We start from the raw sequence: 16352 nt of genomic DNA, 5'->3' as shown, positions 1-16352 counted from the left end.
AAAACCGCGAAGCAACCCACTACCTAGGATGGTAGGTTACTTACACAGTTTATATTACACTCTCATAAAAAAGTTTATTGATTACTTTTATCATTATGTTTTTGTCTGTTTTTTTCTCCGATATTATGCATACCGTTCAATAATGCGCGTTTACCAAAAATGATACTGAAAATAATATTATGCATAACTGTTAGAAGAATAACCAATTCATTCCCGAAAATGTATAACATTATAGACGTTAATATATAAATTGCAACTCTTATTAAATTTGAAAAATGGGGAAACATAATGTTAACTCCTGTTGTAGAACCCCATAAAAGTGCAACTGTAAAAATACAAGCCCACATATTTTTAGACCTCCTTCTTATCTTACATCCAATCAGGATACATTGTAGTAATAAATTCAAATGTATAAATAACTGTTCCGTTTTTTGTTGTTTTCATCACATATACAGATGCACCAATGTCTCCGTTATCGTTCCATAACATTGTGTCGTGATGTCCTGGAGAATTAATCCAATTCGTCATTGCTTTTTGTACTGCCTCATCTTCATTAGTAGCACCTATTATAGAAAATGTTGTTCCAATAGCATTTTCGTTGTGATCTGCTGACCATGTCATGTAGTTATCACTCACATTACGTTTTGCATCTGCATCTGATAAGTCTCTTGAACGTTGACTTACAGGAAGAACTTTTTCATCATTCTGTACTCTGAAAACATTGATAGAAGCTTCTATTTTTTCAGTCATAGAAATTGAGTACGTTGGTGTTTTTTCAACTAATTTTGAGAAATCATTTTCTTCTACTCTTTTCTCAAGATTCTCTACTGTTTCTAATAATAATTGGCTAATAGAGTCAGTTTCTTCTTGAGTTGCATTAGGGTTATCAATCACAGACTTCGCATCAGATTTAGTTAAAATGAAGTTATTCCAAGTTTCTTCCGTATAGTCATTAGGATTTAAAAAGGAAGTAGAATCGTATAATTCAATAAGTTTAGTTTTATCTACTACAACTACTTTTTCTAGAGAATCAATAGCTTGTTGCAAAGATTGTTGAGCTTTATTGACTTCAGCATCCGTAGCGATAGAATTTTCAATTACTGACTTAGCTTCAGACTTAGCTAGGATAAAATCATTATAAGATTTTTCAGTATAATCATCAGGATTTAAAGAGGCAGTAGAATCATATAAATTAATTAACTCTTGTTTATTAACCTCTTTTACTTTTTCTAAAGAAGAGATGGATTGACTTAAATTTTTATAAGCACTATCAACTTCTTCTTGAGTGGCTTCTACATTAACTAGTACATCAGTTGCAGAAATAAAACTATTATAGAATATAGTCCAACTCTTAGAGGTATAGTCATTTTCTTGGTAATTTTTTACGTCTTCCACAAGAATAAGCAAGTTAGTTTTATCAACTGTTTCAATTACTACTAACTGATTAACCGCTGCCTGTAATTGAGAAAAACTATTATCAACTTCTGTTTGCGTTGCATTAGGGTTATTGATTACAAGTAATGATGCTTCACGGGCTTCCTTAAATGAAGTCCAAGATTCTGTTTTGTAATCAGTAGATACATAGTTAGTAGTTGAATTATATAAAGCAGTTAACTGAGTTTTATCAGCTTCAGTTTTTCCTGGATCGACAGGATCAACAGGTAACTCGGGATCAATTGGTTTTACTGGATCAATTGGCTTTACAGGTGGAATAGGTTCTTCTGGTTTAGGTTTAGGAATAGTTGGAACTTTTGGTAAAGAGTTATTTCCACTATTATCTGTTTTAGGTGGTGTGTATGTCCCACCGTTGTTTTCTGTCTCTCTAGCTTTGTTAGTTTCTTTTTGGTTAACTAAAGGCTTGTTTTCATCAGTGTTGATAACAATTGATGTTTTACCATTGCTATCTTGAACTGCTACTACACGATTATCTTCACCAGTTTTTGAATTTATTTCTCCTCCGAATACTAACTTGTTGCCTGAATAAATTAAATCTATGTTGGTAATCTGATTAATTTCGGCAAGACGATTTATTGAAATATCAGTAGCAATAGAGATGGCAGAAAGGGTGTCTCCCCACTGAATGACATATTCATTACCTTTAATTTCTGATTTAATTTGTTCTGATGTTCGAGGTTGCCAAGCAGTATCAGTTTCTGATGCTTGTGTTATAGATCCTCCGATAAAGATAGTTCCACCAAGAATACTTGAATAGAGAATACTTTTTACAATTTTTGCTGAGTCATACTTTTTCATTTTATTGTTCCTTTCCAAATATATGATAATCAAAGTTTACCAGTAAAAAAAGAGTATTGCAATACAAATTGTAATGCTTAATGCAATGCATATTAAAAGTGTTAAATGTCTTATGATTTAAATAGCTATTATTATAAATAAAGAGGAAATGATATAATGAGTGATTTCAAATTAAGATCAGATAAAAAGGAAACTGAAAATAAAACAATTCGTTTTCCTTTGCCCTTGATAGAAGAAATTAATGAAGCCATAAAAAATGAAGATGTTAGTTTTTCAGGCTTTGTTATTCAAGCTTGTGAATATGCATTAAAAAATATGGGTAAAAAATAAATAATCTTAGTGTATGGTTAAATAAAACACTAGATATTTAAATTTATAAAGTATGTTAGAAGTAGAAATTATTAAATAGGATGGTGTAAACAATGTCTCTTAAAATAAAATTAAGGGAAAAAAATAAAGGTTATTGGGATTTTTCAGATTTTAAATCGTCAGGAATTCACAAAATATGTTCTTATCCAGCAACTATGGTTCCCGATATGCAAAGAGAGCTAATAGAAATGGTTTTAGAAGAAGATAGTTCAATAAGTAATATTTTTGACCCTTTTCATGGCTCAGGTGTGACTCTTGTTGAAGGTACAGGATTAGGGTTGATACCTATTGGATTTGATATAAATCCATTAGCCAGCTTGATGACACGTGTTAAATTACAGGGGATAAATAAAAATCTAATCAATAGTAGCAATAAAAAAATAACTAGAATATTGATGAATGAAGATATAGAATTTCCTATTCATAATTTTCCAAATATAGATAAATGGTTTAGATCAGATATTATTGAAAGTTTAAGTAAAGTTAAGTATGCGATAGAACAAGAAAAGTCTAAAAATATAAGACAATTTTATTGGGTATGCATGATTAATATAATAAAAAAATATAGTAATACCAGAAGTTCAACTTTTAAACTCCATATAAAAAAAGAAAATGACATACTATTAGTAAAAAATGATGTTATTAATGATTTTTGTAAAAGTATAAAAAAATCAGTTGACTATTTACCTGATTATACAAGACAAAGAAAAATCTTTTTATCAGTTGGTGATACAACAGAATTATTAGGTAAGATGGAAAAGAATAGTATAGATCTGATTTGTACATCACCTCCATATGGTGATAATGGAACTACCGTTACATATGGTCAGTTTTCAATACTTCCTTTATTTTGGATAAATAATAAAGATTTAGCTAAATTTGATGAAAGTTTATTAGATAATTATTCCAGCATAGACTCAGCAAGCCTTGGAGGTATAAAAAAGAACACAAGTGAAAAACAGTATGAATCAATTAAGCTAGATAATTATTTGGAAACGATATCTAAAGATAAGCATAAGAAAGTAAAAAAATTTATGAGCGATTACTTATTAGCTTTTGATGAATTAACTGAAGTCCTTAAGCCTAATAAATATATGATAATTACTTTAGGAAATAGGAGAGTTGACAATAAAGTACTACCATTAACTAATATTACAATTGATTTTTTAACTAGTAAAAATTTACAACTTATAGATAAGATTGAAAGAGAAATCCCTACTAAAAGAATGCCCAGAAAAGTTTCTAGAGTTAATAATAAATCTGTTGTTTCTATGAATTCAGAATATATATTAATTTTTAAAAAAATAAAAGATTAAAAGGGGAGTTTTAATGAGTAATATTAATAAGGTCAATTTAACTATAGATTCAAGAATAATTAGTCATTTGGGAGAAGCTCTAATCGATGATGAAAAAGTAGCATTGTTAGAGCTTGTAAAAAATTCATCCGATGCAGATGCATTAAATTGTACCATTGTTATTGATACTTTTTTTGAATCTAGTCTTGGAAAAGGAAAAATTGTTATTGAAGATAATGGTAATGGCATGAATCCTTATATAATTGAGAATGCTTTTTTAAAAATAGCAACTTCGTTTAAAAATAAATATCAAAAAGTATCTCCTAAATTTAATAGATTGGCTCAGGGAAATAAAGGTATTGGTAGACTAGCATTGAATCAACTAGGACAACATATTCACGTAAAAACTAAATTTGATTTAGATATTGTGTCTGATAAATTGAAATCAGAAGAAATGAATTCTATGTATGGGGTAGACACACTAGAAGAGCTGGTATTGCAGGAAGCTGACACATATAATTCTTTTAAAATAGACTGGAAATTATATGAAAAAAAGAATGAACGAATAGAAGATATCCCAATAGAAATAGAAAAAAAAGAATTTAATAATACAGTCTTTACACATAGAAAGAAGCATGGAACAAAAATTGAAGTGTATGGATTAAAAGGGTTAGATTTTTGGAGAAATGTAGAAACTGCTAATCAGTTAGAGTCGGAAGTACTTGCATTTTTAAATCCATATGAAGATGAAAATGTTAATTTTAAGGTTTCAATAAAGCTAGATAATCAAATTTTCAGAAGTGATACTTATGATAAAGAATATATAAAGCAAAGTTGTGATTCGTTTTTTACATTTCATTTTAATGAAGAGAAAAAAAAACTAACATTAAATACAATAAGAAGTAAAGGATATGTGCAACGTCAGATTAATACCTTAATTAAAAGTTTAGAGAGTAGAAATTTAGAACTCGTAAATAGCAATATAAATTATGAAGAATACTATAAAAAGTATTTAAAAGAAACATTAGTTATTGATTTGAGTAATGTGAGCTCTATTTATAGAGATAGTCCTAAGAGTAATTTGAAAGATGCATATCTCTATACTAGTAGTGAAGAACATAGTGATGAAGAAACTGATGTAAGTAATGAAGCAGAAAATGACGAAAATACTCAATTTATGTATTTACCAGGAGATTTTTTTGGAGAGATATATGCGTATGACTTTTCACCGCAAGTAATAACAAGTGAGTTAAAAAAAATGATTGAAAATATTGTAGGAGTTAAATTATATCGTAACAATTTTAGATTGTTTCCATATGGTAACGTTGGGAATGATTGGCTCGGCATGGGTCACTTTAATTCACGGACTAAATCAGTGATATATAAGCAACATACTACAACAGGATTTGTAAATGTGAATGGCGAAAATAATTTAGAGCTCTTAAAAGAATTAACGAATAGGCAAGGACTAGTTTTAGATAAATACGGAAAAAATTTTTTACTTATAATGAAAGAGTTGATATATAAAAATGCAGCGTATCAAGATACAGACTTTACTAATAATTTTTCTTTTATAAGAAAAGAAGTTTCTGAAATTAAAGAAGGAGAGTCAATTACAATAGCTGATTTAACTTTTATAAGAAAGAAAAATGTTGTGGAAGACTTTGAAGAAACTGTAGATAGTACGGTAGATATAATAAATAATCTTATTAAAATCGATAAAAAAGAAAATTTAGAAAATACTGAAAATGAAAATGAAAATGAAGATAAGCTAAAAATGGTTTTTTCTGAACTATCTAAAAAATCAAAGGATGTAAAAAAAGAATTTGTTAAAAAAGATAAGCAGATTAAGGAAGACTATGCATATTTTAATGAATTATTACCAGTTGTGGGAGCAACTATAATATCAGAAACGTTAGCTCATGAAATAATAAGGCTGTCAAATAATGTTAATTCTTATTCACTAAAAATAAGAAAGGCTATTCCAAAAAATGACCAAAAAACAATGATCAGAAATTTGGGAAGTATAGATTCGGATATTAAGTTTCTTGCAAGGTATGCAAGTTTGTTAGATGTTAATTCATATTCTAAAAGAAGACGATTTGAAAAATTAAGTGTAAAAGAATCTATAAAAGAAATAGTCCACGATAGTCCGCTATTAATATATAGAAAATTAGAACTGAAATATTTAATATCGGGATCAGATTTTTCAACTAAGTTAATTAAAGATAGTTTTAAAATTATAATAGAAAATTTTATTATAAATTCAACTTATTGGCTGGAGAGAATGAATACGAAATCCCCAATGATAGTATTTGAACTACATAATACAGAAAAGCAACTAGTAATATATGATAATGGTATCGGAATTGCTGAAAATGTTGTAGAAAAGTTATTTGACCCATTTATTACTAATAAACCAGATGGTGAAGGGAGAGGTATGGGATTAAATATCGTAAGAGAAATGCTTAGGGAGATAGGTGCAGATATAATTTTGTCTTTAGAAGTTAATGAATATGACAATCCTTATAAATTTATTATAACTTTTCCGGAGGAGAAAGATGAGTAATTTTGATGAATACAGAATAAGTAAAGTAATAGCAATAGATGATGCGTTTAATATTATTTATAGCGAGGAAACTGAAATCAATAATATTCCACCTGAAATCAGAAGTGATATATCGATGTTTCACTTGGAGAAAACAGGTGAAGGTAACATTGATGCTGGAGATGAAGATACTACAATGCGATCTTTTTTTAATTCATTTGAAATACAAACATTAGGTCAGTATTTTAGATTTGCGGATTTAGAAAAAAAAGAAATTGAAGAGTATTTACAAATAATGAATAGTAGCGAAAAAAATCATTACGAAACACTTTTAGAAGATAAGACTTTTGAATTTAAAGGATGGGGAGCAGATTCTGAAGAAAAATTGCTGAAAAATATAGAAACGTTAGGATGCGAAGAAGACAAAACTTTAATTATTTTAGATAAAACTCTAGCACTAGGTGATGAAAAGCCTGAAAAAATTTTGTCAATTGTTTTAAAAGCAATTAATGATCAATTAATAATCAATAAAAATTTATTTTTAGTACTATTTTCAACAGCTCCAGAAGATTTGAAAGATTATAAATCAGTTGTTGATTATTTGAGTGACGGAGAAGGTTTGAATTTAGAAAAAGATGTTGCAAATAATTTAGCATTGCATATCAATTTTGTTAATAAATCAAACTATGAAAAAGATCATTTTATCTCATCTTTACGTAAATCTCAAAAAGCAAATTATGTGAACTCATTTGATGATATATATTCTCAATGTATAGTATCTTTAAAAGAAAGAATATGGGATATGAGTCATAATGAAGCATTGCTTAACTATGATTATCTTATGGAAGGACAACATGTAGATAATATCATATATGATATGTTTACCAATAAATTTAGTTATACTTATAATGAATTTAGAAATGTGAATTATGATAAAATAATAAATCCTATCAGAAACTCTATGCAAAAGTATGAAAACTTTAGAGATGATGGTGATATTCTGGCTTGTTATATTTCAGATAGATTTAGATTTTTAAAAGAAATAAATTACCATGTTAATTCACAGGGACCAGAACTAAAAAGTAGTAGAAGTGATGATATTAGTTATGGTGATATTATTGAGATAGATAAGGAAAAGTATGTTGTTATTTCCCAAAATTGTGATATTACGATTAGAAATAATGGGGATAGAAGGTTGGATTCGTTTAATCTCATTAAAATTAGAGAATCAGAAGAAATAATAGATGCAAATTGGTTAATTAAATTCTATAAAAAATTTTTAGATAGCATCACATACTCAGAGACAAAAAATCTTTCGAAAGCTGAAAAAAAATTAGTGAAGGATGAAAGAAGAAAAGTATTTTATGGTGTTTTTTCTGAAGAAATTCAAAAATTAGGGTTTGAAACAGAGTTTTTAGAAAAAATAGAAGAAGCTAACAGATCAGAAAAAAAAGCTGGGTCAAGTTTAGATGGATTAAAGTTTGATAATGCAATTGAGAAAAACCGTAAGAAGGAATATGAAATTGAATCTTATCAAATCTATACAGTACCATGTTTTTGGTTAGATGTTCTACTCCTAAGAAAGAGTGAAGATAACGCAAGTATTGTCACAAAAAAATCAATTCAATCATCGAAAGAGATCAGGTTAGCAACAAAAAGGTATATTGAGAATCAGTTTAATGAAATGATTGAAAAATTCAACGAAGTTAGTAAGGAAGTATTAGAATTAAGTTTGGAGACAAGTATGTTTAACCCAATAATTCCAGTAAAACCAGTTTGGAAAGATGATTGTGATGAATTAATTGGATTTGAACTGAAAAATGTCAATAGAGACTACTGTTTGACACAATATGAAGCGAAAAGATTACATAAAAAAATACTTGATGTTCAAACTCGTGAAGCTCTTAATGTAGAAATACCGATCTAAATGTTATGATATAAAATATGGTGTGAACTTTGATAATTTCTAGCTCAAAATTATAGTTTTTAGTCTAAAGTTCACACCATTCAGATGAAATTGATTGAAATTAGATGAAATCATGAGTGTTTTCTTTGCTTGAAAAGCTTGATGTTAAAGCTTTTTGAAACTTATGAAAATAAAAGTTGTTAGAACCAGGTCTTAAAAAAGCTCGTAAAGCATCACAATTCTCAAAACGTTAATTCGTTTTTATACAGAATATCAAAGCACTCTCCATTTTGGAGGGTGTTTTTTTGCTGATAGGGATAATTTTTGGTGATTTTACAATACTAACTTTTGAATTTTTATTGTAAATAAATCAGAAAATTATATATTTTTTAGTGTTTGTCTTTTTTATGCAACCAATGGGAAAAAAGACTAGTAACAATTCCTACAAGTATAGGAGCAACTATTAATGATAAAAAATTATCCAATTTTAACTATCCCTCCAGCGTATTAACATATCTTTTTCTAGTTTTTCTTTGGGAATGATTTCTGAGTTTAGTTGCTTAAAAAATATTTTTGTATAATGTTTAGAGTGAATCCCTTTTTCGGATAACATTGAAAGTCGTCTCTTTTCTTTTTCAAAAAAATCTAATCTAGGTAATGAGTCTATGAAATGGTTTATTTCATCGGTATCTTGTTTTTTATTTTGAGTTTTAGAGTTATGCAAGTACTCTCTATAATTTCGATTTTTAATAATTGACATTTTTATCAACTCATTTTCTCTATCAGAGCAGTTTGAGTGAGCTATTAAAAACTTCAAATCAGGTATGTTGACATCTCGAGGATCTACTAGTTCTGATAAATTGTCATCAATATAGGGATTTATATTTATAGCTATTTGTGTGAATCCCAAATATGACGCATAACATTCTAACTGATTAATGAAATTTTGGTAGAATCTATAAAAATCATCAAAATTTATTTTTTTATTTCGAATATATAAATCAAAATCTATGACTTCAAAAGTAAGTCCGTTTAGACTGGCATTAACCCTAAAATTACCAGAAAAATCAAATTTTTTGAAGTATTTTTTTGAGTAAATATTAAGGCTCTGATTGTTTGAGTAAGGGTAATACGTACAAGAAACATGCAAGTTTTTATAAATTAAAGATTCTAATAACTGTAAATTTTTGTTAGTAAAACCTTTGTCTGGTAACAATGCTTGTAGACACTCATTCCGAGTATAGATTGTTCCAAACTCATCAAAAGTTACGTCAAAGTATTCTAACAACTCTGTTAAGACATTAATTGAAATATCATGAAATTCATTGTTTTTAATTTTACTAATTGCTTGACGAGATATAGACGTTTCTTTAGACAATTTGTTGTTGCTAATATTTCTTTCAACCATTAATTTTTTAAGATTATTTTTATACATGTTTATCACCTCAAAATGAGTTTAGCAAAAGAATAAATAAATTAAAACTGTAACTTCAGTAGGCATATTGTGTAAAAATCCTATTTTAGATTGATATTACAATATTTTGAATAATGAATTAAACAATAAAGTAGGTTTTAAAAGCTAGCAGAGTATCGCAATTTTTAAAACATTAATTCGTTTTTATACAGAATATCAAAGCACTTTCCATTTTAGAGGGTGTTTTTTTGTATTTTATATTGTAAATTACCAGATAAAAAAGTAGAACTTGTCCTGACAACAAAATCCAAGTAAACTTAATTTGAATTAATAATCGAAAAAGAAAATACTTGATTGAATTGAATGTTAAGGAGAAAAAATGGAAACTATTTATTTGGCGGGGGGTTGCCTTTGGGGTGTACAAGCATATGTCAAGACGTTACCTGGCGTGATTGAAACGGAAGCAGGAAGGGCAAATGGCCTAACTAATACGTTAGATGGCGAATACGATGGTTATACTGAGTGTGTTAAAACAGTGTTTGATTCAAAAAAAGTAACGGTCACTGAGTTAGTCGAGTATCTGTTTGAAGTGATTGATCCATATAGTATCAATAAACAAGGAATAGATGAAGGAGAAAAATACAGAACAGGGATTTATAGTGAAACTACTTCACATTTAGATGAAGCCTTGCTTTATATAAAGAGTCGTCAGGACAGAGATAAGATTGCTGTTGAAGTAAAACCTCTGACTAATTATGTTAGAAGTGTAGAGGAGCATCAAGACCGATTGGATAGATGTCCAAATGATTACTGTCATATACCTAAAGATTTGTTATTAAAGTATAAACATTAGTCATTAAATTTTTGTCAAAACACTTTCCATTTTGGAGAGTGTTTTTTGTTTGCTAATTAAAAGTAAGTTTAAATAGTTTACTTTTTGTAAGTAATATTATATGATAATGTCAAGTAAGAGAGAGATTTTTTTATATCATTATTATCTCGAATTCGAAATAAATAATAGAGGTGATGACAATGAATCAAACAGAGCAATCATTAAATACATTTATTCAGTTGATGCGTTCAAGTAATAAATTAGAAAAAATCGTCAGACAAGATGTCGCACAATACGAATTAAATATAACCGAATTTGCGGTGATGGAGTTGCTCTTTCACAAAGGAAAACAGACAATCCAAGTCATTAAAGAGAAAGTCTTGATAGCTAGTAGTAGTACAACATATGTTATTGATCAATTAGAGAAAAAAGGATTTGTCACAAGGCAAACTAATGTTAATGATAAGAGGATAACGTTCGTTGTATTAACAGAGCATGGAACACTACTCATGAAAGAGATTTTTCCCAAACATGCGAAGACCATTACTGACTCTATGTCATGTTTAGAACCAAATGAATTGGAACAATTATTAAAATTATTAGCCAAACTAAATAGGTCACTGGAAAAAAAGTGATACAAGGAGGAATTGACAATGAAGGAACACGATAAATTATTAGGAATTCACCACATAACAGCGATGACAAGTGATGCAAAAAAGAATTATGATTTTTTCACTAATGTATTAGGTATGAGACTCGTTAAAAAGACTGTCAATCAAGATGATATTTATACTTATCACACTTATTTTGCGGATGATTATGGGACACCGGGAACAACGATGACGTTTTTTGACTTTCCTAATAATCCAAAAGGTATCAAAGGCACAAATGCTATTACACGTACGGGATTTAGAGTACCGAGTGATGCAGCATTAGAGTACTACAAAGAAAGATTTCAACAATTTAATGTGGAGCATGACGATATTTCAGAAGAATTTGGTGTAAAAGTGTTGTCATTTAGAGATGAAGATGGTCAGAGGTATCAGTTAGTATCAGATGAAAAGAATCATGGTGTCGTAGCAGGTACTCCCTGGAAAAAAGGTCCTGTGCCTGAAGAGTATGCTATTTACGGTCTAGGGACTACTGAAATAACTATTAGCTATTTTCAAGAATTTAAATCATTGATGGAAACCATTTTTTCGTTTAAAGAAATTACTCATGAGGGAAACAGACATTTGATGGAAGTTGGTGAAGGGGGCAATGGCGCACGAGTTATTTTAGTCGAAGATATTCAATTACCTGATGCTAGACAAGGTTACGGAGAAGTGCATCATTTGGCTTTTCGTTTGAAACATCGTGAGTCTTTAGAAGTATGGAAAGAGTTGTTTGATAATCTAGGATTACCTAACTCTGGTTATGTGAATCGTTTTTATTTTGAATCACTTTACGCCAGAGTTGGCCATATCCTAATTGAACTTGCCACAGATGAGCCAGGTTTTATGGAGGATGAGTCATATGAAACATTAGGTGAAACTTTGTCGTTACCACCATTTTTAGAAAACAGGCGTGAGTATATAGAAAGTGTTATCAAGCCATTTGATACTAGAAGATAGAGGTGTTTGATTTATGAAAGCTATTAACAGAATTCATCATATTTCTGCAATTGTAGGGAATCCTAAAGAAAATGTAAGATTTTACGAAACAATATTGGGACTTAGATTGGTTAAACAAACAGTTAATTTTGATGATCCTGAAACGTATCATCTGTATTTTGGTAATGAACAAGCTGAGTCAGGGACTATTATGACATTTTTCCCGTGGAATACTGCCAGTCGTGGCCGTGTAGGTAGTGGACAAGTTGGTCGCATTGCGTTTCGAATCCCTAAAGGTAGTCTTGGGTACTGGAACGAACGATTAACTTCATTTGATATTTCATTTGAGATAAGTCAACTATTTGGTAAAACAACGATGGAATTTACTGACACACATGATTTAGCGATTGCATTAGTCGAAGGTGATGAGGAAAAAGATTATCCAGATATTATTGGTTTTCATGGCGCAGTGCTATTATCTAGTCAACCAAAAGACACGATGAGAACGCTAAGAGATGACTTAGGATTAAATCTGTTGCTTGATGAAAATGATGCTTATCGATTGGAGACGGTTGGTAAAGAACGTCATCAGATTATTATTCCTAAACAAGTATTACCTAGAGGTCGTTTTGGCATTGGCACAGTTCATCATATAGCGTGGTCAGTCCCTGATGATGAGGCGCATCGTATGTGGCAAGATTATTTATACGAAAAAAATTACGGGGTAACAGAGATAAAAGATAGACAATATTTCTATGCGATTTATTTTGTTGAAAAAGGAAATATTGTGTTTGAGCTTTCGACAGATGCGCCAGGTTTTACGGTTGATGAACCGTTAGAACAGCTAGGTGAAAAACTAATGTTACCACCACAATATGAGCACATGAGACAGTATTTAGAAACACATCTGTTGCCATTGAGATAGAAGGGAGAAGTAATATGTTATCTTTAAACCCACGTGATATGAGTGAGCGAGACAATTATAAATTTCTAATTGGGTCAATTATTCCACGACCTGTTGCTGTGGTGACTAGTTTGTCAGAGGACGGAACATTAAATATTGCACCGTTTAGTTATTTTAATATTGTGACATCCAACCCTCCTATCATTTCATTGGCTATTCAACGAAAAAATGGTGAGATGAAAGATACGTCTCGAACTATTTTAGACACGAAAGAAGCAGTGATCCATATAGCAGAAGAATCATATATAGATGATATTAATCAAACGGCCGCTAATTTACCTAAGAATGAGAGTGAGTTGTTAAGAACATCATTTACTTTAGATCCTGCTCGTGTTGTTGCTGTCCCAATGTTATCAGAGCTCCAGATTAAGATGGAAACAACGTTATATCAACATATTGAAATCAAGGATGGCCCACATGTCACTGCAGATTTATTATTGCTATCTGTGACACAGTATCATATCAATGAAGGTTTATACAATGATGGCAGAATTGATGCTGATGGGTTAAATCCAATGAGTCGATTAGCAGGCAATGACTATGCCACTATCGGCAAACGTGTAACAATCGAGCGACCAGAGTAGGAGTGAAAACAATGTATTATACAATTCAACAAGGACAGGATAATCATCCTGCTTTTATTTAGGTAAATTGAACAATTTTTGTTAGTATAACTTACTTTAAATGAGATTAGTTTTTTGTAGAATATGAACAGACTATGTTATAATCTACTACGAGTGAGTCATTATTGTGTGATTTAGGACTTCTGAACGCTCTATTTTATGATTAGAGAGGGGGATTATGTGAAAAAAAATGTAGGTATCGTGTTATTAAGTATATCTATTATGTTTATGTTATTTAGTACATTAGTTTTAGCGGCTGAAACTAATAGTACAGATACGTTAACGCAAGATAGCACGACCTCTTCATATACTAGCGAACATAGTAGTACGGAAACAGAGATTAATACGACAAGCGAAAGTTTTTTGGAAACCTATACGGAAGAGACAACAACTGCATCAAATCATGTTGAAACTAATGATACAACGTCATCTTTTTCTGAAGAAGTAAGTAGCGAACTAGATGAACGAGAGGTTTCATTATTTTTAACTAAGGCATTGACTGGAAATGGTACAATGACAACCCCCTTTTTAATCTATACGGCAGATCAGATGACAGAAATGATTAAAATAATTAATAAGGCGGATTATACAAATTCGGTTAATTCAGGAACTGTGTATATTCAGTTGAAGAACGATATTACTGTAAACGGCACATTTTCAACATTTACAAACAATAAAAATCCTATTATCATAGACGGTTCTACGGATTCAACTTCTACAGGAAATTATTCTATTTATTATAATGGATCAACTGTAGCGGGTGGGATATTCGCTTTGGGTAGTAGTGATATGTCGATAAAATTTAAAAATATAAATTTTGGTTCAAGTGAATCCCCGAGAAGTACTTATTATGGCTTGTGTTATAGTACAAATAGAAACAACAGTATTAATATTGAAAACGTCAATTATTATGCAGAAGCTGGGGGACAACCCTTTTATATCACTGGAAGTAACAGTTCATTAAATTTTAGTGGAAATAACTCGTTTATTGTGTCAAGTAATGGAAGTAATAACCAAGAATTTGCTGAATTTGCTGGAACGCTCAACTTTAAAGAAGGCAGTCGAACGTCTATTGTACAAAAATCTGGAACGAGTCTTGCGTTTATCTGGGCGAGTTCTAATATAGACATGAACGTAGAGGATAATGCAAAAGTATTTATTCAATCTGGTAAAGAGTGTATGATTTATCCAGCAGCATATTCAGTGAATTTAAATGTGTCCGACAGTGCAGAATTTACTTATATGTTTGATAATAATCTAACATATATAGATCCACAAACTGTTTTTGGTGACCCACTAAATTATCAAAAAGTGATACGATCTGGAAAAACTAATGCGACATCTAATAAACTATTTTACACTAAACAGAACTTGAATATATCAGCTGCAAATGAGTCTAAGGTGAATTTTATAACGGCAAATTTACCATTTCAAAATGGAACAATTGATATAAATGCTCTAGATCCAGCCAGTGTTCAATTTGTAAATGAATTAACTACAAATTCGGCTTTAGGCAGTAGTACTAGCTTTAAAGTGACAAATAATAGTTTGAATAGTACAATCTACAATTTATCTAAGACAGAAAAAAACAGTGAAAAAACAAAGGTAAGTGAACTAATTTTACCAGGATTGAATAGTAATATTGTAACAAAAGATCTATTAAAATATAGTTCGATTATTTATGAACCTGCTGTTAAGGTGGGTGGCATTATGGCTGAAGGGTTATCTGGATATAATGAATCAGAAGGCTCTCCTTTTAGTAAAATTTCAAGTCGTCTGACAGGCGTGTCAAGTACTCTAGACGCTAATTATACTTATAAAGCACAGTATTATATTACAAACGATGTTAGTGCTATTTTAGATGATTCTACATTAAATAGTCAGTATAATGAATCAACAGCTTCCCCTACACATTTAGATGGGAGTATCTATTCTGAGATAAGCAGTTTGCCTTCTATCGCGACAGAGACTGGTGATCAATCAACAGTTGCACATTTAGACCAATTATTTTCTGGCCATTATATGGTGTACGGGCGTTTAGCTATCATCCCGAAAAATGGCAGTCAAATTTTTTATAGTAAATGGAAACATACAGATACAACAATTAGCCCCTATCAAGCAGTGACCTTTCCTTCACTGATTGATATTAATGAAAATATCAGCTATAAATTAGTAAATGGAAAATTTGGACTGGCTTTCAACGAATCGATAACCTATCCAATATCAAATCAGAGTAACCAAGTCGTAGAAGTCACGCCAAGTAGTCTGAGTGAAAATCCAAATAATCAAGTGACTATGATTCCTAGTCCACCAGATGGCGGGAGTAATAAAATGTTATTTTTGAACTTGTTTTCAACTACTGGAGATTTTCAAATCAACTTAGGGGATTTGATGAGTTCTCCTACATTAGAACTTCAGCCTTATTGGGATACACAGGGCAGTATAAAAAACTTTTACATTAATGGAAAATACAGTGGCCCTTTTTTGACACGAACACCAGCAGTGATAGACTATAATCTAGATTTTTTAATAAAATCAAAATAAATGAAAGGCATA

General features: G+C 30.3%; 14 protein-coding genes. 10 read left to right on the top strand and 4 right to left on the bottom strand.

Annotated features, from left to right (window positions below; translation table 11 throughout):
• Window positions 1-74: 74 nt before the first annotated feature.
• Window positions 75-347 (bottom strand): hypothetical protein, encoded by a 273-nt coding sequence (locus tag JNUCC83_RS09825; RefSeq protein WP_454459862.1) that lies wholly within the window; start codon window positions 345-347, stop codon window positions 75-77.
• A 22-nt stretch (window positions 348-369) separates the two neighbouring features.
• Window positions 370-2253, bottom strand: coding sequence for a LysM peptidoglycan-binding domain-containing protein (locus JNUCC83_RS09820; protein WP_454459861.1), 1884 nt, complete (start codon window positions 2251-2253; stop codon window positions 370-372).
• 156 nt (window positions 2254-2409) lie between these two features.
• Here JNUCC83_RS09820 and JNUCC83_RS09815 point away from each other — a divergent pair, with 156 nt between their 5' ends.
• The 4 genes from JNUCC83_RS09815 (at window position 2410) to JNUCC83_RS09800 (ending at window position 8392) form a co-directional block, all read left to right on the top strand.
• On the top strand, window positions 2410-2583 hold the full coding sequence (locus JNUCC83_RS09815) for a YlcI/YnfO family protein (RefSeq protein ID WP_454459860.1): 174 nt from the start codon (window positions 2410-2412) through the stop codon (window positions 2581-2583).
• A 92-nt stretch (window positions 2584-2675) separates the two neighbouring features.
• Window positions 2676-3938 (top strand): TRM11 family methyltransferase, encoded by a 1263-nt coding sequence (locus tag JNUCC83_RS09810; RefSeq protein WP_454459859.1) that lies wholly within the window; start codon window positions 2676-2678, stop codon window positions 3936-3938.
• Between the two features lie 13 nt (window positions 3939-3951).
• Window positions 3952-6486 (top strand): ATP-binding protein, encoded by a 2535-nt coding sequence (locus JNUCC83_RS09805; protein WP_454459858.1) that lies wholly within the window; start codon window positions 3952-3954, stop codon window positions 6484-6486.
• A complete protein-coding gene (locus JNUCC83_RS09800) occupies window positions 6479-8392 on the top strand; it encodes a hypothetical protein (protein WP_454459857.1) in 1914 nt (637 codons plus the stop codon). The genes JNUCC83_RS09805 and JNUCC83_RS09800 overlap by 8 nt, the downstream gene beginning before the upstream one ends.
• A gap of 368 nt (window positions 8393-8760) precedes the next feature.
• On the opposite strand, the gene JNUCC83_RS09795 is transcribed toward JNUCC83_RS09800, so the two are convergent.
• Together JNUCC83_RS09795 and JNUCC83_RS09790 are read right to left on the bottom strand one after the other, a co-directional pair.
• Window positions 8761-8856 carry a type I toxin-antitoxin system Fst family toxin gene (locus JNUCC83_RS09795; protein WP_454459856.1) on the bottom strand — a complete coding sequence of 32 codons (96 nt, stop codon included), beginning with the start codon at window positions 8854-8856 and terminating at the stop codon, window positions 8761-8763.
• Between the two features lie 2 nt (window positions 8857-8858).
• Window positions 8859-9806: a helix-turn-helix domain-containing protein gene (locus JNUCC83_RS09790; protein WP_454459855.1), complete on the bottom strand. Its 948-nt coding sequence runs from the start codon at window positions 9804-9806 to the stop codon at window positions 8859-8861.
• A 358-nt stretch (window positions 9807-10164) separates the two neighbouring features.
• On the opposite strand from JNUCC83_RS09790, the gene JNUCC83_RS09785 reads away from it, so the two are divergent.
• From JNUCC83_RS09785 to JNUCC83_RS09760, 6 genes are all read left to right on the top strand, one after another.
• Complete coding sequence (locus JNUCC83_RS09785; RefSeq protein ID WP_454459854.1) at window positions 10165-10638, top strand: peptide-methionine (S)-S-oxide reductase; 474 nt, start codon at window positions 10165-10167, stop codon at window positions 10636-10638.
• 179 nt (window positions 10639-10817) lie between these two features.
• Entirely contained in the window at window positions 10818-11252 is a 435-nt protein-coding gene (locus tag JNUCC83_RS09780) for a MarR family winged helix-turn-helix transcriptional regulator (protein WP_454459853.1), read from the top strand.
• Window positions 11253-11270: 18 nt separating this feature from the next.
• Window positions 11271-12230 carry a ring-cleaving dioxygenase gene (locus JNUCC83_RS09775; protein ID WP_454459852.1) on the top strand — a complete coding sequence of 320 codons (960 nt, stop codon included), beginning with the start codon at window positions 11271-11273 and terminating at the stop codon, window positions 12228-12230.
• 13 nt (window positions 12231-12243) lie between these two features.
• Window positions 12244-13134, top strand: a complete 891-nt coding sequence (locus JNUCC83_RS09770; RefSeq protein ID WP_454459851.1) for a VOC family protein — start codon at window positions 12244-12246, stop codon at window positions 13132-13134.
• Window positions 13135-13148: 14 nt separating this feature from the next.
• On the top strand, window positions 13149-13757 hold the full coding sequence (locus tag JNUCC83_RS09765) for a flavin reductase family protein (protein ID WP_454459850.1): 609 nt from the start codon (window positions 13149-13151) through the stop codon (window positions 13755-13757).
• Between the two features lie 219 nt (window positions 13758-13976).
• The gene (locus JNUCC83_RS09760) at window positions 13977-16340 is read left to right on the top strand and encodes a hypothetical protein (RefSeq protein WP_454459849.1); all 2364 of its coding nucleotides are present in this window, start codon (window positions 13977-13979) and stop codon (window positions 16338-16340) included.
• The last annotated feature ends 12 nt before the right edge of the window (window positions 16341-16352 follow it).

The sequence above is a fragment of the Vagococcus sp. JNUCC 83 genome (assembly GCF_053667615.1).
This window is presented reverse-complemented; position numbering and strand designations above follow the sequence as displayed.

Coding starts and splice junctions, on each gene's coding strand:
- JNUCC83_RS09825 (WP_454459862.1), bottom strand. CDS start 347: ATGTGGGCTTGTATTTTTACAGTTGCACTTTTATGGGGTTCTACAACA.
- JNUCC83_RS09820 (WP_454459861.1), bottom strand. CDS start 2,253: ATGAAAAAGTATGACTCAGCAAAAATTGTAAAAAGTATTCTCTATTCA.
- JNUCC83_RS09815 (WP_454459860.1), top strand. CDS start 2,410: ATGAGTGATTTCAAATTAAGATCAGATAAAAAGGAAACTGAAAATAAA.
- JNUCC83_RS09810 (WP_454459859.1), top strand. CDS start 2,676: ATGTCTCTTAAAATAAAATTAAGGGAAAAAAATAAAGGTTATTGGGAT.
- JNUCC83_RS09805 (WP_454459858.1), top strand. CDS start 3,952: ATGAGTAATATTAATAAGGTCAATTTAACTATAGATTCAAGAATAATT.
- JNUCC83_RS09800 (WP_454459857.1), top strand. CDS start 6,479: ATGAGTAATTTTGATGAATACAGAATAAGTAAAGTAATAGCAATAGAT.
- JNUCC83_RS09790 (WP_454459855.1), bottom strand. CDS start 9,806: ATGTATAAAAATAATCTTAAAAAATTAATGGTTGAAAGAAATATTAGC.
- JNUCC83_RS09785 (WP_454459854.1), top strand. CDS start 10,165: ATGGAAACTATTTATTTGGCGGGGGGTTGCCTTTGGGGTGTACAAGCA.
- JNUCC83_RS09780 (WP_454459853.1), top strand. CDS start 10,818: ATGAATCAAACAGAGCAATCATTAAATACATTTATTCAGTTGATGCGT.
- JNUCC83_RS09775 (WP_454459852.1), top strand. CDS start 11,271: ATGAAGGAACACGATAAATTATTAGGAATTCACCACATAACAGCGATG.
- JNUCC83_RS09770 (WP_454459851.1), top strand. CDS start 12,244: ATGAAAGCTATTAACAGAATTCATCATATTTCTGCAATTGTAGGGAAT.
- JNUCC83_RS09765 (WP_454459850.1), top strand. CDS start 13,149: ATGTTATCTTTAAACCCACGTGATATGAGTGAGCGAGACAATTATAAA.